Below are 19110 nucleotides of genomic sequence, written 5' to 3'. Positions count from 1 at the left end.
CAACGCACTGCCTTTCAGCTTCTCGCTTCGCAAAAAGAGCCTTATGCACACCCTTCGGGATGCATAAGGCTCTTGCAATTGTATGTTGGCTTCCAAGCATGCAGCCAGAACCTGTTTCATTTTGCCTGACGTTTTAACAGCTCAATCCCGTTAACCGCCAACTCGATGGTACCTTCTACCGTTTCATTCGATTCCAAGCGAGAGTAGCTTGCGTTATCAAGGGAAACACAGCTCGATTTCCCGCTAAAATTCATAATAAATATATAATCAGTCAAACCGTCCGTTCGTACTTGAGCCGTTACTCCATGTGGGAGAACGGTATCCATTGCTCGCGCTACTCCCTTTTGTTCAATTATTTTTTTGTAAAACGCTTGGAGAAAATCCGGCTTGAGCCGCGTCGCCATATGATAGGCTTGACCTTCGCCCAATTGATTGACTGTGAGAGCGGGCATGCCTGCATAAAAGCTGTCCGTGTAAACACCCAATACTTCTGCACCCTCCGAATGGATAATTTCACAGATTTCATGTGACTCGAAAGTTCCCGTTAGTCCGAGTGGATTATTAGCCAACATTAATAAACCATTTCGGTCATGATCATATAAACCCTCAATTTCCTCGGCCCAAATGCCGAGCGTTTTGCGAAGCGGACCAGGGAAACCACCCAAATGGCACAAGTCATGCTCGTTCACAACGCCGGACCAATACGTCGTTACCAGCGTTCCGCCCAGCTCTACAAACTTTTCGAGCTTGCGGCCCGTTTCTTCACGGCACAAGTACAACATAGGCGCAACAATCAGCTTGTATTTGGTTAAATCATCTTCCGCGCCAATGATGTCAACTGGAACGCCTTCCTCCCAGAACGCGCGGTGATGTGCTAGAACGGTTTCCTCATAGTGGATGCCCATATTGCGCGGACCTTGGGAGTTTTTGATCGCCCAACGGTTATCCCAATCGAACAGAATAGCGGTTTCCGCTGGCGTAGTTGTGCCTGCCACCTCAGACACATTAGCTAGCGTCTGTCCTAGCTCTGCTACATCCTTGAACACACGCGTGTGTTCATGTCCTGCATGGTCAACGACCGCACCGTGGAATTTCTCACTGGAGCCTTGGCTCTTACGCCATTGAAAATATTGCACGGAATCGGAACCATGCGCTACCGCTTGAAGGGAAGACAATTTGTGCATGCCCGGCTGCTTTAGCTTGCTCACCGACTGCCAATTCGTCAGGCTTGGCGTGCTTTCCATCAGCAGAAAAGGTTTCTGCTTCAGCGAGCGGAACAGATCATGATAGAAGGCAACGGAAGCTCCCAGCCCACTGTCATCTTGCTGTTCATGCCAAGTTGGGTAGGCATCCCAAGAAATGACGTCCAATATTGGGGCAAATTTGCGGTAATCCAAGCCTTCGATCATATGCATGTTCGTCGTAACTGGAAGGTCGGGATTCGCCCGCCTAACCGTATCGATCTCATGCTTACAGAAATCGACCGTTTGATCCGTTACAAATCGGCGCCAATCCAGATTATGTCCGTGTACCATATTCTCACCATGCGGTGCTGGGGATTCGATTTGTTTCCAATCCGTATAGACATGCGCCCAGAATGAGGTCCACCATGCCGAATTTAATGCTTCCAGAGTACTGTATTTCTTTTGCAACCACGTACGGAAGGCGTCCTGACAATACCCACAATGGCATTCTCCGCCAAATTCATTGGAAATGTGCCACCCAATGACCGCTGGATGCTCCCCATAACGTTCAGCAAGTTTTTTATTTATAATCGCTGTTTTCTCCCTAAATACAGGGCTTGTGAAGCAATGATTGTGCCTGAGGCCATGCAAATTGCGTACACGGTTCGCCGCTACTCTTCTAACTTCCGGATAACGTTCCGACATCCAGGCAGGGCGTGCACCGCTCGGTGTTGCCAGCCAAGCATAGATCCCATTCTCCTCAAACGTATCCAGAAGACGGTCCATCCACTCAAAAGTAAAGGTCCCCTCTGTCGGCTCCAGTGCAGCCCAAGCAAAAATGCCAATTGCCATCACATTGCAACCTGCTAGCTTCATTAGCCGGATGTCTTCTTCCAAAATCCGTGGGTCATGCAACCATTGGTCAGGATTATAATCAGCGCCGTGCATCAAGACAGGCAGTTTACCGCTTATAGGTGGAATTTTCTGTGTCATTATCATTCTCTCCTAATTATATATCGTCGTATTCTCTTATTCATTTTGATTATAGGACAAATTCTGCATACAATAGTAGAACAGACGAAATAGAAAATCGTACAATATGAACATTGGTGGTGATGACAACATGATGCCCTTCCTTCTAGCTGAATTAGCAACGCTTGAGAACATACTACCTCTCTATGTGTATTGTCTTGGTAGCCATGAACAAAAACATCTTCTCAGACCTGAAGGCTACCCAGCTCATCAGCTTTTCTTATGCCGAAATGGCAGGGGAATTTTTCGTATGGCGAATGGACTCGATATGGTGATGACTCCAGGAACCATGCTCATCCTTCCCGCCGGTGTTTCTCATGAATATTTCCCAGTTCAAGGAGAGGATGAATGGGAACTAGGCTTTGTGGCATTTAGCGGCTCTGCTGCCAGTCCCATGCTGGAGCAACTGGGCTTTCAAAAGCCCACTCCTTTAACGGAAACTCAGTTTAATGAGCTTTGGGATAAGCTTGAATCCTTATGGCAGCTTATCAGCCTAAACGGAGAATGCGGCTATTGGACAGCTTCACGACGGATGTATGACATGCTTCTATCCGTTCTTGAAGGACAATCAGACCAAGAGGTAAAGCAAAACGTCAATCCAGCAGGGCAGTCTAATGCCGCTCTACAAAAGGCAGTCAAACTCATACATGCTCACTATAACGAACACTTGCATTTGTCCAACTTGGCTAGAGCCGTCGGTTACTCCATTCAACATTTTCACCGGCTGTTCGTAGGCAGTTATGGTATTTCTCCCCAGCAATATATTCAGCAAATCCGGATGCGCCGCTCCATCCAACTCTTTCAGGATAATCCTGCTATCACGATTGAAAAAGTAGCCCACCAACTGGGCATGGAGACCAGTTATTTTATCCGTATTTTTAAACGAACCTATGGCCAAACGCCTAAACAATTTATGAAACAATACAAGTAAGTCAACCCCGAAAAACCGTCAGGATAAACATCCTGACGGTCCCTTTGCGTGTAACCCCCTGCAACACTCAACATTTCTCCCTACACTACAACGTCTCCGTACTGAGGGTAAATCCTTCGATCACGACGTCTTCGTCGACCTCGATCAAGATACATCGTTTTCCTTGATAATTCACCTGTTTCACGTACTTTAAATCTTGCGGACTGACTGAAATCGTGGCGATCTTCGTATCAATCTTAATCGATTTCGAATTGAACTTCGGAAGAACGCTGCTTGCTTTGAGTTCATAGTTTTTGTTGTCGACAACCGTTTGAAACGCTCGTTCCACCTTTTCTAGCGTCACGTTCTCCACGCCGCTCACGGTTAGCATGCGTTCCACATCTTTATAGTCCAACTTCGGAGGTTCTTCCTCCTCATTAGTCTCAATGACCCGATGAATTTCCTCGTACACGTGAGCGATCGTTGAAGCGTCAAGCTGATCTCCCGCCACTTCTTTCACGATTTCCTCAAAAATGACTCTCTCTTCTTGCGCCGTCACGGTCTTCTCGGCATTCAAAACTTGCTCGATGAAATGCCAATTCGGTTCATTGGCTTTGCCCGTGCAATACAGAATGCGATTCATGTCGGAATAGTTGTCCGTCACACTTGGGTAGAAAAAACCTTGCTCCGGCGAGTTCAACTTAATGATCGGATCTACGAAGAAATTATACTTGAATTCCCGCTCGACGTAATCAAACATGAGGGTTTTCCGCTGTTCTTCCGTGGAATTCACACTGCATAGAATGAACGGATTCGCGAACATCTCGTCCTTTTCACTCACTTCAGCTTCTTCATTCCTGATCTTGGTCGGCTTCAAATATTGTCCGTGGATGAAAGTAATGACCGTATCCCGTTCATATTTGGTATCCGCCAACATTTTCTCCACCAACAAGAGCATCAGGTCTTGCCATTCTTCCGGATTACCGGTCACGATACCTTGATGAAGAAGCACCTGTGAAGGCGACTCTGCATCCTCCTGAAACTTTAACTCGAACATCTTCTGATCTAATTCGCCGGTCAGCAGTTTTTTGAAATTAGCCATATATAGTTCCTGCTTCTCCCTGTCCAATAGGGAAAATGACTGACGCTCCCAATGATAGATCTCGTTGCTTTCCTTCATGATATACACGTTAAGAATGTTGAAAACTTCAAGCTTTTCGTGATCCAGCTTAAGCTGCTTGCGAATATGTGCGAGTTCTTTCTTCATCATGTTCCTTTAAACGCTCCTATGAAGTAAAATGGCTATGAGAAAGGCTTCCACCGTTACTTCCCTTTATTTCCGTTCCAAACTTAGAATGAATCTACTTTTGAACACTTGGATAAACTACTTCCTGTATGTTAATGCATTATCATAGATTTCTCAACAATTTTGAAAATCTATCCTCACTAATTCCGAAAAGTATTGCATGCACTTGAAAAGTAAGCTTAGTTTACTATCCCTTTCTTCGTAATTTCTACCTGAATATTAGGAACAAAATGTACCTTTTGATAGTTGCTCCCCCAGTCTTCCTTTTGTTTCTTCCAAATTTCGGGATGGAACGCCCGGAGTTTTCTGCCGATACCTAGTCCATCACAGCGGGCAGTTTGCATTTTTTTTATCGTTTCGTCTATCAAAAGATTCATCTCTTTAGAAAGTATCTGATTTAATTGAGCAACCACTTCTTTATCATCTAAGTGGCTTTTCGGATATTCTACAATACCCACCTTCCATTTCAAATCCAGCATAACCGTAATTTGATCGCCTGATTGAGCCTGTATTTTCATTTTTCGTTTCGATTTATTTACATTAAATGTTAAAAAATCATAACCATTCTGCTGACCTTTACTTATTTTTCGGGTGAATCTCGCCACTTTCCCCATGTCGTCTTTCATCAATAAATACATGGTAGATTCATCCGAATTCAGTATCCCTGTGAATTGACGCTTATGAAACATGGCGCTTTGCGAAACGTCCACTCGTTTCCCATTTTCGATGAGGTATGGAAGAACAAAGTCTTCTCCAGAGTCCTTTATCACAGGATAAATCGTTTCTATGGTCACTTTGGGAACGCTTGTCGTCAGTTCTTTGCTCTTAATCAATTCATCAATTTCTTCTTCAATTAAGACATTCCCTACTTTTTTAAGGGAAAGTAAGTCTGACGCCTTCCCTTGTGCTACTCCGATCCTCGCATTTAAAGCGCTCTTGGGATCGCGGTAAATATTATCAAGAATCGGATAAATATCTTGCTTGGCTTGTTCCTCTCCAATAAGAATGATCCGATTTCTGTAAGCTCGAAGAAACCGGGATATCTTATCATCTATTTTATCACGGCCTTCCAGTGTCGTATTGCTATCCGTATAAATAATGTCGTTTTTAGGACTCTGTTGTTCGATTCCAGTCATGTCCCGTATGACAAAGGTGGAGAGAAGCTTTCCATCCGGTGCGAGATCGAACCCTGTTCCATAAAGCAACCGAGCATTTTTTAAAAGATCTTGATCCCAACACCCGGTCATCCATAAGAGAATAAAAATAATCGCGATTGAAAAGAAACACTTTTTCATCCGACTTACACTCTCCTTGTTCTTGTCAAATACGAGAAGATGAGCAGGATCAAAGGAAGCCCAATCACTAGGATATAATGAGAAATCTTAATGATTCGATCGAAAAAGTCGGTGATCGATGGATCCTGAGCAATCATAGCCAGAATAAAGATAATGAGCGCGGCATAGGGGACTGCCTTTTTATGTTCTCCCCCGTGAAAGAGACGACCCAATCCAGTTGTTGCCATATATAACCAAGAGACAATAGCCGTACTAGCAATAAAAACCCATAATGATAGAAAGATTAAATCGATTCGTTGAATGAGCTGGAAAGAAAATCCTTTCAGCATATAGAGCAGAGGTTCCGCAATCGCGGGCATGACCGACGGGCTGAAAATGACTAAACTAGTAAACACCTCAAATGAGTAAAAAAGGGTAATCACCAGATTCCCCAAAGATGCTGCCTTTAATTTCTCGACGCTTGTCCCTTCTACAAAAGGATAGATCACCAATATCACTTCATACCCGATTAAAGGAAACAACGCTTCGTTCGCAGCTTCGAAGATTTTCCCCCATCCAGATTCCATTATGGGAAATATATAGTCGATATTCATATTGACATAACCCATCAAGGATAGGAGTACCATTACAATGATCGTCAACGAAGAAATGACAAACAGTCTGGCTATCACTCGAATATTTTCCTTAACCAAATATATACAGGTGAGGAGGGTGAGAATTAATAATGCCCATCTTGGCGTACTTTGGAGAACCCATTTTCCTATGACATCGGCAAATAAGGTTAAAACCTTTCCCGCCGAAAACAGAAAATAGCCAATATAAACAAGGCCAAGCAGATTTCCAATAAGTTTGCCAGCGATTTTCGGTAAGAAGCTGAATATCGTATCGGAAGGAAACCGTCTGCAAAGAGCCCATAGAATCAATATAATCACTTGTACGGCCAACCCGGCGATTAATGTTGAAATCCACCCGCCTCCCTTGGCTATAGCCTGCATCTTATGAGGAAGAGATAAAATTCCGACCCCGACTTGTGACTGGATGACAAAAAACATGAGCTGTCCTTGAGTAATTCTACTCTTTTCCGGAATCATCATGTTCCCACCCCCTTGGATTTTGTACTTGATTTAACTTTTTTGGATGCGGGTCATGAGGGCGCTGATTCAAGCTCCAGATTGGAAAGCGTGTTAGTGCATCCTTCATATCTTTGATTCGAAGCGGCATAACAGGCGCAAAATAGGCTGTACCAAAGCTTTCTAATTTACATAAGTGGATTAAGATGAAAAGAAGGCCAAACGTGATACCAATTAAACCGAACATCGCGGCCAAGATCATGAGCGGGAAGCCCAGAATGCGAGTGGCCGTACTTATTTCGCTTGACGGGGCCACAAACGACGCAATAGCAGTTAAGGCAACAACAATGACCATGGGATAGGAAACTAATCCGGCCCGCACGACAGAATCACCGATGACCAAGCCGCCAACAATACTTACGGTTTGACCGACTCGGCTCGGCAACCGAATCGCTGCTTCACGCAGTACTTCTAAAGCAATCTGCATAAAAAGAGCCTCCACGATAGGTGGAAATGGTACTCTATCAATACTGCTTTTTACGGTATATATCATATTTGAAGGAAGAATTTCCGGATGGAAGCCAATAATCGCAATATATAAAGCAGGTCCTAGAGATGCAATGATGAAGCTCACCAGTCGAATCAATCGAATGAACGATCCGACAATCCACCTGTTGTGATAATCATCCGGGCTTTGATAAAAGGCAAAAAAAGTCACCGGCAAAATGAGTGCGGACGGATCTCCATCCGATAAAATAACAACACGGCCTTCCATGAGATGGGCTACCACCCGATCCGGTCTTTCCGTAAATAAGATTTGTGGAAAGAGAGAAAAAGAGTTATCTTCAATCCATTCCGCTATGAATCCAGGTGCGATCACGGTGTCCATCGTAATAGAACCGAGTCTGTGATCCACTTCTTGAACCAGATCCTGATTCGCCAGATCCTGCATATAAAGCAGAGCTAATTTTGTTTTGGTTGCCTTTCCGACCTTGTAATAACGAACGACTAGGTTCGTATTTTCAACGCGTTTACGAACCAAATAAAGATTCGTGATGAGGTTTTCTATAAAACCATCATGTGCGCCGCGAACGACAGCTTCGTTCACCGGCTCTGATATACTCCGTTTATTAACTGCTGATACATCGAAAATAAAAGCTTCTGCGATGCCTTCGAAAAACAACACGCAATTCCCCTGAACTAAGGCCTGAGATACCTCATTGAGATCCGTTTTTTTCGTAATCTCCATCGAAGTAACCAGTTCATCTACGGTTCCTTCTTTTTTTTCTTCTATGGGCTTAAGAATTTCTTTTTGAATTCTCTGTTGGTCAGAGAGTGATTCCAAAAAGATGATCAGACCCTCCAATTGATTAAACCTAATGCTTCGCCACTTCAGATCACTCGAATGGAACAACTGGTTTTGAATATATGCCATATTTTGGGGTAAAGAAGGGAAAACTTCCGCTTCCATGAATGGTCTTTTTTCTTCCCTACCCTTCGAAATCAGTTTTCTTAAAAGATTCCTCATCCCTGCTCCACCCACACTCAAACCAATTTTCATTAATTTACCCAGTATAATCAACATTATCCAACATCGATTCACTTGTAACATGCTGTTCATTTGCCGTTCATTTTCGCTTTCTATACTTCAGATATTACGAAGGAGGGAAACGACATGTATTTAGCTATTCGAGAAATGAGGTTTGCTAAGGCCCGGTATACGTTAATCGCTACAATTATGGTGCTTGTTTCATTTCTTGTTCTGTTTGTCACTGGTCTTGCACAGGGGCTTGCCTATGATAACGCGGCTTCTGTTAAGAATATGGCTGCAACTCATTTTGTCTTGGAACAGGATTCTAATCACCGCTTCACTAGGTCTCAGGTCGATCAGAATCAGCTTGAAAAGGCTGGATTAATCGTAGGAAAAGAGAATGCAGAACCGCTTGGCGTAAAAATGACAACGATTATTCCATCTGATGGTACGGAGAAGATTGATGTTACCCTGCTCGCGGTCAATCTCGATGGCTGGCTAGCGCCAACAGTAACAGAAGGTTCATCCCTCTCAGATCAGATAAGCGGGCATGTTCTCGTTGATCAAAAGCTGTCTGCTTCTGGAGTCAAAATAGGCACTATCATTGTCGATCAAGCTTCAGGAACAAAATGGACTGTAAACGGATTTGTGAAGAATGAGTCATTCAGTCATACACCGGCTGTTTTTCTTAATAAACAAGACTGGCTTAATCTCCAGGCGCAGACACTTACCCGTCAAGGAACGAAATCAGCAGATCGTCAAGTTTACAATGCGATTGCCATTAAAGACTCGAACGAAAAAGCTAAGGATCTTCAGGCCGCGCTGCCCAATACAGAAGTTATAACGAAGTCTGAGGCAGTATCAGCAATTCCTGGTTACAAAGAAGAGCAAGGCTCTCTTATGATGATGATTGTATTTTTGTTTGTTATTTCTGCCTTTGTCCTGGCGGTATTCTTTTATGTCATTACGATCCAGAAAACCAGTCAATTTGGTATTTTGAAAGCCATCGGTACACGTACTGCCTATTTAGCTAGGAGTGTGACGATGCAGGTTTTGCTCTTATCGGTCGGCAGTTTGGTCATTAGCGTCCTGCTGGTACAATTGTTTGAGTCCGTATTGCCAAGTTCGATGCCATTTCAATTAGGTTTCTCCACCTTGGCACTTACTTGCTTGTCCTTTGTAGCCATGTCTCTGGCCGGTTCGCTATTTTCGGTGTGGAAGGTCGCCAAAATTGACGCTTTGGATGCGATTGGGAGGACTGCAGCATGAGAAACAGACTTGTATTACAGGAGATTACACGGACTTTTGAGGATGGCGGTATCGAAAGAACGATTTTGGATAAGCTAAATCTTGAGGTGGCCGAAGGTGAACTGGTCGCAGTAATGGGACCTTCTGGCTCAGGTAAGAGTACATTTCTGTCCATTGCAGGAGCACTTCTTGAACCAACGAGCGGGGATGTTCTACTCGATGGAGAATCGATCATTGGTAAAAACAAACAAGAACTTTCTGAAATGCGACTTCGAAAAATTGGATTTATTTTTCAAAGCGCCAACTTAATTCCATACTTGAAAGTGGACGAACAACTGATGGTAGTAGCCAAACTTGCCGGAATGGACAAGGAGAAGGCAGCCACACGAGCAAAAGAGTTACTCGATAAGATGGGATTGCTTCATCGTCGAACGGCATATCCTGAGAAGCTTTCAGGGGGGGAACGTCAGCGGGTCGCTATCGCAAGAGCCTTAATGAATGACCCGGCTGTCCTGTTCGCCGATGAACCGACTGCAAGCTTAGATGCATCTCGAGGTCACGATGTAGTAAGCATGATCGCGAAACAAGTAAAGGATCAGCGAAAGAGTGCGGTTATGGTTACGCATGATGACCGAGTGCTGGCACTTTGTGATCGAGTACTTTTCCTAGAGAATGGAAAACTTATCAAAAAATAAGGCAAGCCTCCAAATTCACCTTAAACGTGGTTTGGGGGCTCTTTAATTAGATTAAGTATGCTTACACTGTAACCATTTGGAAAAACAGAATATTATGTAAGATCAGCATCTTTGATGAAGGTTATGGCGGATTAATAAATATTTGATCATTCTTGGTCGTTAACTGGGGTGTTAGGAGGAAATAATTATGAAGGTAGAGCCTGAGATCGATCATTCAGGCATGGAATTTGGGATATATACATTAGCAGATTTAAGATCAGATCCATATACGGGGATACGTATCAGTGCAAGACAGCGGCTGAACGAAATCATACAAGCGGCGAAAATGGCAGATGAAGCAGGGCTGGACGTTTTTGGCGTTGGCGAACATCATCGTCTGGACTATGCAGTATCATCGCCGCAGATGGTCTTGTCTTCAATTTCGCAAGTTACCAAACGAATTAAATTGACCAGTGCTGCAACTATATTCAATACGGTAGACCCTGTACGTCTATTCGAGGATTTTGCGACACTTGATCTTTTATCCAATGGACGCGCCGAAATCATGGCGGGGCGTGGAGCCTATATAGAGTCTTTCCCTCTATTTGGCTATAATTTGGACAATTGCGATGATTTGTTCGAAGAAAATATCCATTTATTTCGAGAGCTGAGTGCTCATGAAAGGGTTACCTGGACGGGGCGCTTTCGCTCCGAATTCCTGGACGCTGAAATTTCGCCGCGACCTCTTCAGAAAAATATCCCCTTATGGATCGGCGTTCAAGAAAGTCTAGAAAGTGCTGCAAGGGCCGGCAGATTTGGAACTGGACTTGCGCTAGTGGTGTTTGATGGCGATCCGATTCGGTTCAAGCCGCTTGTAGATAGATATCGGCAGTCTGCCTATGAAGCTGGCCATGCTCCGGCAGATTTGAAGGTTGGAGTAACCGGGCATGTCTATATTGCTGAAACAACTCAGAAGGCGAGAGAGGAATTCTATCCCTATCATATTAGTTATTGGGAAAATGATATTTCAAGGGCGGATTTTGAACGGCTGTCTGGAGAAGAGACTGCCTTGTTTGTTGGAAGTTCCCAGCAGATTATTGAAAAAATTTTGCGTCAATACGAGTTATTTGGACATCAGCGATTTATGGCCCAAATGGATATGGGCGGGATGCCATTTAAAAAAGTAGCGGAGAATATTGAAAGATTGGCAACAGAGATCGCTCCAGCTGTGCGAAAGGCAATCCAGAAATGATGTGTATTACTGACCCTAGCGATCAGGGGCACCACAGATTATTTTCAGGATAGACTGAACAAATCTTTCAAAAGAAACAACTAATATTCGCGAACTGCTTCTCCAGAAACGCTCGAATAGAAGGATCCATGCACAGTCCGATGGCCCGGCTATATGAGGCACGGGCCTCCTCGAACCTCTTCATCCTTTTGAACAAATGGGCGCTCAGCGCCCAATAAGGCTGATAGCTCTTAACCGCTTCTGCTGGTAATTCATCCAACAGTGCCATCCCAGTTTCGGCGCCGCGCGCTTCGGCAACGGCTGCCGCACGGCCGACGATTGTGCCGATCGTTGGAGCAATGCCCACAAGTCCCTCATACAGCAGCGCGATCTCTTCCCATTCCGTACAGCCAGTCCAGGCACGCTGCGCATGCACGGATTGAATCGCCGCCTCAAGCTGGAACCGACCGATGCGGTTCCCTTGAGCGGCAGTGCGAAGGCAATGCTCCGCTTCCTCGATCATCTCGATCGACCAACGTGAATGATCTTGCTCGGATATGGGTACATAGCCGCCTACCTCATCGCGCCGCGCCTGGCGGCGCGCTTCGCAGTGCAGCATAAGAGCCAGCAAGCCCAGCGCTTCCGGTTCCCCTGGGATGAATCGCACGATCAGCCTTCCCAGGTAAATTGCTTCTTCGGTCAGACCCTTCCGGCGCGGATCTACGCCGGCTATGTCATCCCAGCCGCTTCCATAGGCTGCATAGATAGCTTCAAGCACGGCATCAAGGCGCTCCGGCCATTCGTCCTTGCCGGGCAAGTCGAATCTGATGCCATCGCTCTTCAGCTTCGCTTTAGCCCGGGTAAGGCGCTGTCCCATCGTAGCAGGTTTGACAACAAAAGCCGAAGCGATGCGGGCCGCGTCGAGACCAAGCACGGACTGGAGCATAAGCGGCGTGCGCACGGCAGGGTCGATTTCGGGATGGGCGCAAATAAACAGCATCTTGAGCCGTTCATCCGGAAATGACGCTTCGAGTCCTGCCAATTGCTGCATATTGTTCGCCATTGCGATCAAAGCCTGCTCCGCACCGGCATGCACTCGGGCATGCCGGGTTCCATCGATCAGTCGACGCTGCGCAACAGTAAGCAGCCAGGTCTCGGGATGCTCCGGCACTCCAGTCGCAGGCCATGCTTTCAGCGCAGCCAGGAAAGCGTCGGCAAGCGCATCCTCCGCTGCAGCCGGGTCACGCCAGCGTACAGCCAGAAAAGCAACCAGACGGCCGTAGGAATCACGGGCCGTCTGTTCAATCATTTGGTGAGCATTCATGTCGCTCATTGATACAAGTTAAGGCGGACTTCAACCGAGCTGCCAGGACAACGTGCCGCCCATTCCAAGGCGGTGTCTAAATCTGGCACATCGATGATGGCCAAACCACCAATTTGCTCCTTGGTTTCGGTGATCGGGCCATCCTGAACCCGCAATTCGCCGCCCTTACGGCTGAGTGTGGTTCCCGTCTCCGGGGACTGGAGACCTGCGGTGCTTACCACAATGCCGGAATCAATCATTGCTGTGACATAATGGGTCCAGCTTCCGACATATGCCTCCTTGTGAATCGGATCGATTCGTTTGGCGAAATCCTCTGTCGATTCATACATTAGCAATGTGTATTTCATCGTTATTGCTCCTCTCATCATTCATAATGGGGTTGTTTCAAGTCTTCACTATAAAGACGATACAGATCGATGAATTTCTACATCATGCGAAAATATTTTCTACAACTTTATTTTTCTAGTTTAACACTACGACTGGCTAACGTTCCAGTGCTGCATGAAAGAGCATTTCGTGTACTGACGCATTCCGAAATCGAATTCGGGAGGAAGCCAAAAAAATGTTAAACTGCTACTGACATGCTGTTGTCAGTAGCAGTATTTTATAATCGGAGTAAGTAACCGTAAAGGAGTGGGAAATAAATGCGAAGTATTTTGGCCCAAAATGATAGGATACGGTATTGTATCATTTATGATAGGAAGGATGGTATCTCGTGAATTTTGCTTCTGTACGCATCATTACAGACGACCTGGATCGTCTCGTCGAGTTCTATGAGAAAGTCATGGGTGTTTCGGCGGAACGCCCCGCGCCCGTCTTTGCCGAACTTGTTATGCCATCGTTCACCCTGGCGATCGGCCACTCCCAGACGGTGCAGCTGTTCGGCGCTGGTTCCGCAGTGGCGGCCAACAATCACACTGTCATCTTTGAGTTCCGCGTCCACGATGTCGATGCCGAATACGAGCGCTTGAAGCCGTTTGTCGACGAGTGGGTAAAGGAACCAACCACGATGCCGTGGGGGAACCGTGCTGTGCTGTTTCGCGATCCCGACGGCAACCTGATTAACCTCTTTACGCCGGTGACCGAGGAAGCGATCAAACGATTCAGCGGTAGGCGTTGACAGACAGTTGAAGTGAGTGAGGCGAATTTCGTAGCTAGTAATTTTACTGACTGCTTCATAGCAAGAGACCATAGCAACGAGCTATGGTCTCTTCATTTTATCTAGGTCCTTCATTATTTATTGAGAAATGGATCTATTTCGCGACCCTTTGTTAATTTAATATCTCCATCTGCAATTTCCCTTACTGTCCATCATGTATTATGATTCTATAAAAAGGGAAGGGACTCTTCTGCCCATGAAATTATCGAGGTCTCAGCAATTAGCTCAAGAGCATATAACAACTTACGCAAGAAGCCGCAAAAATGAAGTGGAGCAAACAATAAGGGAAATCCTTCGAATGTCCAGCATCGAGCTGAAAACATTTGAAGATGCTATCACTAAACTAAAATCTCACGCAAGTATTGCACTACACTTTCACCCAGATCGATTAGACCCGAACATGAAAAGCGTTGCTGAAGCACTGCTTGAGCAGGGAATTTATAAAAGCCAGTTTGAGACCTTCCTATCGAATGGAAGTGTATCAGCATTTTCAGGTGGTGAACGTGACGTATGGGAGAATAAAATGTTTGGCGGAGCTTACCAAATAAATGGCTCAACCAATAGTGAACGGCCCAAGTATGGGGCACTCAATGTCATGTTACATCCTGATGGTCCTGCTCCTCGTTTTGGATCATGCTATTTCCTTTTATCCACTGAGGTCTCTCATCGCTGCACTTATACTTATTTGGACTCTCACCAAGACCCCAAGGAAAAAGGGACGTATGAGGAATTTGACCTCATTTTGGCTGCTCTCATGAGTGACGCGTTCTATAAAGATTTTGCCATTGGTGAAAGAAATCTGACGGTTGGAAAGTTAATCGACCATATGCTCATTAATCTTGAGAAACCATTCCAAAATCCATCAAACAAAGAGCCAAACCGAAATCTTAACCACTATATCGAAGCTCAGGTTCATGGTGACATTTTTCTTAAAGAAGACGTAAAGATGCTTGTTGCCGATCCATCATATAAGGGCACCCATACCGGACGAATCTTAGAACAGATATGTTTAAAGTATTCCGTTGATCTTCACTGGCACATGGGCTTTACACTTTTGGTTGATGAGGTTCCTATGAATTTCAGAGGTCCTTCAATGCCTTCACTAGCCAAAAGAATTGCGCAAAGTGATTTTATTGATGTAAATATGATTGGCTCTGCAGCTATGGACTTGAAACAAAATCCAAGTAATTGGAGCGATAGAGGAACCTACGAAGAAGTTCTGCAAGAATTAAAATTACTCTGGCATGTTTTAGTGAGATATGGAAAGCCAATGAAAAAGTGAACAATTTTCCGCGAAGATCGAGCAATTCTGTCCCCTTCTCCTTCAGTCACTAACATTACAAAAAAACGGGCTCTCCCACTAACTCGGAGTGCCCGATCAAATCGTCAAAAAATTAGAATTACAGTAGAATCAAGATAGCGAACCCAGTGCTTCAGGGGTGAAAGGCATCAGCTCGTTAAGCCGGCCATCGCGGACCTTAGCCGCCCATGCGGATCAACTAGCAGTGCACGGCCGACTGCAACCAGATCATACTTTAGTTATAAATTTTCCACTGCTTAAATCGGTTCTTTCCCAAATGACGGACGAGGACCTTTCGTGGGATCTTCCCCTTCGAGTAGACAGTATGCTTCAAGAGTAATCCCACCCGGAGCCTGAAGATAAAAGGTATAGGAACCATGAACAATTGCAGGAGTTTCCACCTTAATTCCATCTTCTTTTAGACGTTGATTCAAGTTATCAACCTCTTGCTTATTTTCTTGAGGGAATCCTACATGGAAAGTATCCGGATAATTGATATCCTTACCATGCATTAAGTTTAATAAAAATCCATCGTTGTCCGTCATGGCCACAAATGCTTTTCCTGCACTTACGTTAGTGGTTAAACCAAAATAAGTTTCCAGAAAATTTTTCACCTCGATAACGTCAGTTACCGTCAAGTTTAAGTGGTTAATTTTCATTGTATCTCCTCCATTCCCGTTCAATTTATCTTGATAATAAAGTATCTTGTTTATCAAGATAAATTAATATTAAATCAAAACATTGCTTTAGTCAATTTTTTTCCTTGATAATCGTGTTTTGAATTAATCTGCCCAATAGCTTAATAGCAAAAGGGAACAGCTGCCGCGGCGATCTGCTCCCTGTTAATTTTCACTATCGTTCACTGTTAGCTTAACGATGTTTCAGCCAAGATTTTCTCAGCTCCCTTGCCGATCAGTAATTTTGCTACATCTTCACCTACTTGAATAGGGGATTCCCCAGTATAGGTTTTGACAGCAGGCAAGAACGTTTCTGGATATAGAACTTCAGTAACACGGTCCTCCCAGCCCATCCTTTTAAGTCCCGCGACTGCTGTTATTCAAAATAATGAACGCATATACTAATTATTTTGCTGAACTACTCCGTTCTTTGATTTGAAAATTCCCCGACAGATAGAGTCCCGATAGCACAACAACGGTGGCGATGACAGCATACCATGTAAGGGGTTCGCCCAGTACGATGGCAGCTAGAATATAGCCTGAAACAGGATTTAAAAGCAGCCAGTTATTTGCTCTGACGGCATCATGTTTCAGCAAATGAAACCAGAGCCCCATACTAATAATAGAGAGAACGATGACAGACCAAAGAAGATATACTACAAGGTGAACATCTACATGTAACGGCTTCCCAGACTCTAAGAAAAGGGTCGGGATAATTAAAATAATCCCCCCGATGAATACCTGCCATGCGTTTATCACAAGAGTAGGCAACTGAAGGTTTGCCTTTTTAAAAACAAGACTTCCAACAGCCATGGAAACCATTGCTAAAACAAGCAATAAAATTCCGCTTAAGTTGGCGTTGCTATTTGCCAATGATGGGTAGGTTGCTATGAATAGACCTATAGCGGATACAACCATACCCATCCATTCTTTTGCACGAATGCTTTTACCCATGAAAATTAAGGAGAAAATCGCAAAAACAAAAGGATTTATGGGTAAAAAGAGATTGAATATCCCAGCCGAAATGTTTCGAAGTGCTAAGTTGCCCAGTCCAACAAACAACGAGGTATTCAGCAAACCCAGAAGTATTAAAATGCCCCATTCTCTTTTGTTAGGTAATGGGTATTTCCCCTTTCTAAATACATAAATAAAGATTAGCAGCAGCATCCCAGCTATCAGAAAACGCAATGTTGCTAGTGTTAACGGAGACGCTGAATGTAAGCCGATTTTCATGATAATAGCTCCAGATGAATATAGAACAGTAAAAATTATACCTGTTATCAAGCCTTTTAAACTCATGATTCTTCTCCTTCTCTATTCTGTATGTTTTGCTTAATGTGTCCTCTCACGCTTCTCCTGTTAAAGTGCCTCCTTCACCTGACGAATGATCAAACTATCCTTCCCGAAGAGCGTTATTGGTTTACCAAATAATATGATGTATATTTTGTTTAGTAAAGTACGCATATTTTTATGGTATAGTATTAAAAATCAAACTATTGGAGGGGATAAGGCTTTGGGCGAACGAAGAAATAAAAACATCATTACTCCGAACGTAGAAGGGTGCCCTGTAGAAACAACTTTGGAGGTTATTGGAGGAAAGTGGAAGGGACTCCTTCTCTATCAACTGATCGATGGCCCGAAAAGATTTAGTGAATTCCGACGCCTCTATCCGGGAATAACGCAATTCATGCTTACCCTTCAGCTACGTGAACTTGAGAGGGACGGCATTATTCACCGCGAAGTTTATAAACAGGTACCTCCCAAGGTGGAATATTCACTGACTGAATTCGGAAGAACGTTGGAGTCGATCATTTTGTCTATGAGGAATTGGGGAGATGCTTATAAAGATACACTAAATGATTTTCGAGTTTTATCGCAGCAAGGGGAAGATGTTTGAAGTGATCTTATAGGTGTTACAGAAATAGAAATGAGACTAAAATAAAAGCCATTCCCTGCGGAATGGCTCGATGAATGCGCTGTATACAAAGGTGTGGTTAACTTTGTCGTGTAGCTCAACAAGCAAAATTACAAGATACATCGTATCTTTATCCCCCTACGTATTCATGGCCAAGGGTCTCATGGTCACCGCATTCATTTCGTTATAAAAGTAATGCCCCTGCTCCAGGTCTTCGATTAGACTTGAATATTGTGGAGGCCATCCTAAGCGTTCCCGGGTCAGCAGTAAATGCTATAGAGGCTGAACTTTTGCATTACGCAGTAAAGAAATATGGAATATGACCATTTGCAAAGGAACAGTTTATAGTTTCTAAGACTAAAAGACATTTCGGAGTTGCCCAAACAATGGAGATTGCTTGTCTACCTATGATGTTCTTTAAGCCATTCTAATATTTGCAACCTTGATTCATTAGACAGTGTCTTAAATATCAATTCGTTTCATATGATTATTATTTCGATAATTCACGATATTTCAAATTAATTTCGAGAACATCATTCTTTAACTTAAAAATATGGAGGCGTCGATACAGCAAGCACCAAAGTCTCACCTTTCCATACGTTCTTATAGCGGTGCGGTGTTCTAGCGTCGTAATAAATACTGTCTCCCTCCTCCAGAATGTATCTATCATTCCCTAGCATGAACTCTATACACCCCGATTGGACATGCAGAAATTCTTCTCCTTCGCTGTGCCCTACACCTACATCACCGGAGGTTGCACCTTCTTCAAGCACACCCAAGATTGCCCCCATCTTATTTCTACTTCCCTCGCTAAGGGAATACCACGTAATACGAGAGCCTTCAGAATGTACCAACGTTTTGCGTTCATTTCTTCTCACGACAATGCTTTGTTCTTTATTTCCGAATAAATCGGTGAAGTTAACATTTAACGCATTTGCGATTCGCTTCAGGACGCTTATGGATGGGTTCGCTTTATTGCGTTCGATTTCGCTGAGAAAAGATACTGAAATGGATGCCGCTTTTGCCACCTCTTTGAGCGTTAATTTCTGTTTTTTGCGGGTATTTCTTATAGCCTCTTCAATAGAATCCATCTGCCAATTCTCCTATCGATACATATTTTTCGCTGTCAGCGAAATTTATATTATGATCGTAATCAAAATAATGAGCAATATCAAGTCCTCTCACGGGGTCTCAATTTCGGTGTAAAAACGTTGATTTGTCGCCATTATTGGATTAAGATTTTAACAAGGCTGA

The 19110-nt window shown here is 44.2% G+C and carries 17 protein-coding genes and 1 pseudogene; 7 read left to right on the top strand and 11 right to left on the bottom strand.

The features are described 5' to 3' along the window. Window positions 1–116: 116 nt before the first annotated feature. Complete coding sequence (locus HQN90_RS09615; protein WP_173217619.1) at window positions 117–2177, bottom strand: beta-galactosidase; 2061 nt, start codon at window positions 2175–2177, stop codon at window positions 117–119. 106 nt (window positions 2178–2283) lie between these two features. On the opposite strand from HQN90_RS09615, the gene HQN90_RS09610 reads away from it, so the two are divergent. Beyond that, window positions 2284–3147: an AraC family transcriptional regulator gene (locus HQN90_RS09610; protein ID WP_246362185.1), complete on the top strand. Its 864-nt coding sequence runs from the start codon at window positions 2284–2286 to the stop codon at window positions 3145–3147. 85 nt (window positions 3148–3232) lie between these two features. Here HQN90_RS09610 and HQN90_RS09605 read toward each other — a convergent pair whose 3' ends face one another. From HQN90_RS09605 to HQN90_RS09590, 4 genes are all read right to left on the bottom strand, one after another. Then, the gene (locus HQN90_RS09605; protein ID WP_173217617.1) at window positions 3233–4396 is read right to left on the bottom strand and encodes a DUF4317 domain-containing protein; all 1164 of its coding nucleotides are present in this window, start codon (window positions 4394–4396) and stop codon (window positions 3233–3235) included. Window positions 4397–4611: 215 nt separating this feature from the next. Beyond that, window positions 4612–5727, bottom strand: a complete 1116-nt coding sequence (locus HQN90_RS09600; protein ID WP_173217615.1) for a Ger(x)C family spore germination protein — start codon at window positions 5725–5727, stop codon at window positions 4612–4614. A gap of 5 nt (window positions 5728–5732) precedes the next feature. After that, window positions 5733–6821, bottom strand: coding sequence for a GerAB/ArcD/ProY family transporter (locus HQN90_RS09595; RefSeq protein WP_246362184.1), 1089 nt, complete (start codon window positions 6819–6821; stop codon window positions 5733–5735). Further along, window positions 6799–8301 carry a spore germination protein gene (locus HQN90_RS09590; RefSeq protein WP_173217869.1) on the bottom strand — a complete coding sequence of 501 codons (1503 nt, stop codon included), beginning with the start codon at window positions 8299–8301 and terminating at the stop codon, window positions 6799–6801. Before HQN90_RS09590 ends, HQN90_RS09595 begins: the two co-directional genes overlap by 23 nt. Window positions 8302–8472: 171 nt before the next feature. Here HQN90_RS09590 and HQN90_RS09585 point away from each other — a divergent pair, with 171 nt between their 5' ends. From HQN90_RS09585 to HQN90_RS09575, 3 genes are all read left to right on the top strand, one after another. Then, window positions 8473–9597 carry an ABC transporter permease gene (locus HQN90_RS09585; protein ID WP_173217613.1) on the top strand — a complete coding sequence of 375 codons (1125 nt, stop codon included), beginning with the start codon at window positions 8473–8475 and terminating at the stop codon, window positions 9595–9597. Beyond that, window positions 9594–10271 carry an ABC transporter ATP-binding protein gene (locus HQN90_RS09580; protein ID WP_173217611.1) on the top strand — a complete coding sequence of 226 codons (678 nt, stop codon included), beginning with the start codon at window positions 9594–9596 and terminating at the stop codon, window positions 10269–10271. The genes HQN90_RS09585 and HQN90_RS09580 overlap by 4 nt, the downstream gene beginning before the upstream one ends. A 187-nt stretch (window positions 10272–10458) precedes the next feature. Further along, window positions 10459–11502: an LLM class flavin-dependent oxidoreductase gene (locus HQN90_RS09575; RefSeq protein WP_173217609.1), complete on the top strand. Its 1044-nt coding sequence runs from the start codon at window positions 10459–10461 to the stop codon at window positions 11500–11502. A gap of 67 nt (window positions 11503–11569) precedes the next feature. Here the strand turns inward: HQN90_RS09575 and HQN90_RS09570 are convergent, their stop codons facing one another. Then, window positions 11570–12790 (bottom strand): RNA polymerase sigma factor, encoded by a 1221-nt coding sequence (locus HQN90_RS09570; RefSeq protein ID WP_246362183.1) that lies wholly within the window; start codon window positions 12788–12790, stop codon window positions 11570–11572. Between the two features lie 20 nt (window positions 12791–12810). Beyond that, window positions 12811–13134, bottom strand: coding sequence for a YciI family protein (locus HQN90_RS09565; RefSeq protein ID WP_246362208.1), 324 nt, complete (start codon window positions 13132–13134; stop codon window positions 12811–12813). Window positions 13135–13520: 386 nt separating this feature from the next. On the opposite strand from HQN90_RS09565, the gene HQN90_RS09560 reads away from it, so the two are divergent. Then, a complete protein-coding gene (locus HQN90_RS09560; protein WP_173217603.1) occupies window positions 13521–13925 on the top strand; it encodes a VOC family protein in 405 nt (134 codons plus the stop codon). 235 nt (window positions 13926–14160) lie between these two features. Further along, window positions 14161–15246 carry a DUF3626 domain-containing protein gene (locus tag HQN90_RS09555; protein ID WP_173217601.1) on the top strand — a complete coding sequence of 362 codons (1086 nt, stop codon included), beginning with the start codon at window positions 14161–14163 and terminating at the stop codon, window positions 15244–15246. Between the two features lie 129 nt (window positions 15247–15375). On the opposite strand, the pseudogene HQN90_RS38605 reads toward HQN90_RS09555, so the two are convergent. From HQN90_RS38605 to HQN90_RS09545, 3 genes and pseudogenes are all read right to left on the bottom strand, one after another. Then, a pseudogene (locus HQN90_RS38605) lies at window positions 15376–15500 on the bottom strand (12-oxophytodienoate reductase); the annotation flags it as partial. Between the two features lie 21 nt (window positions 15501–15521). Next, window positions 15522–15923, bottom strand: a complete 402-nt coding sequence (locus tag HQN90_RS09550) for a VOC family protein (protein WP_173217599.1) — start codon at window positions 15921–15923, stop codon at window positions 15522–15524. 423 nt (window positions 15924–16346) lie between these two features. Continuing rightward, the gene (locus tag HQN90_RS09545; RefSeq protein WP_173217597.1) at window positions 16347–17240 is read right to left on the bottom strand and encodes a DMT family transporter; all 894 of its coding nucleotides are present in this window, start codon (window positions 17238–17240) and stop codon (window positions 16347–16349) included. 214 nt (window positions 17241–17454) lie between these two features. On the opposite strand from HQN90_RS09545, the gene HQN90_RS09540 reads away from it, so the two are divergent. Then, a complete protein-coding gene (locus HQN90_RS09540) occupies window positions 17455–17838 on the top strand; it encodes a winged helix-turn-helix transcriptional regulator (protein ID WP_246362206.1) in 384 nt (127 codons plus the stop codon). Window positions 17839–18401: 563 nt separating this feature from the next. On the opposite strand, the gene HQN90_RS09535 is transcribed toward HQN90_RS09540, so the two are convergent. Continuing rightward, on the bottom strand, window positions 18402–18947 hold the full coding sequence (locus HQN90_RS09535; protein ID WP_173217596.1) for a helix-turn-helix domain-containing protein: 546 nt from the start codon (window positions 18945–18947) through the stop codon (window positions 18402–18404). Window positions 18948–19110: the final 163 nt, after the last annotated feature.

Source organism: Paenibacillus alba (assembly GCF_013204855.1).
GTDB lineage: Bacteria > Bacillota > Bacilli > Paenibacillales > NBRC-103111 > Paenibacillus_E > Paenibacillus_E alba.
The sequence above is the reverse complement of the archived record's forward strand: the minus strand, read 5'-3'. Positions and strand labels throughout refer to the sequence as shown.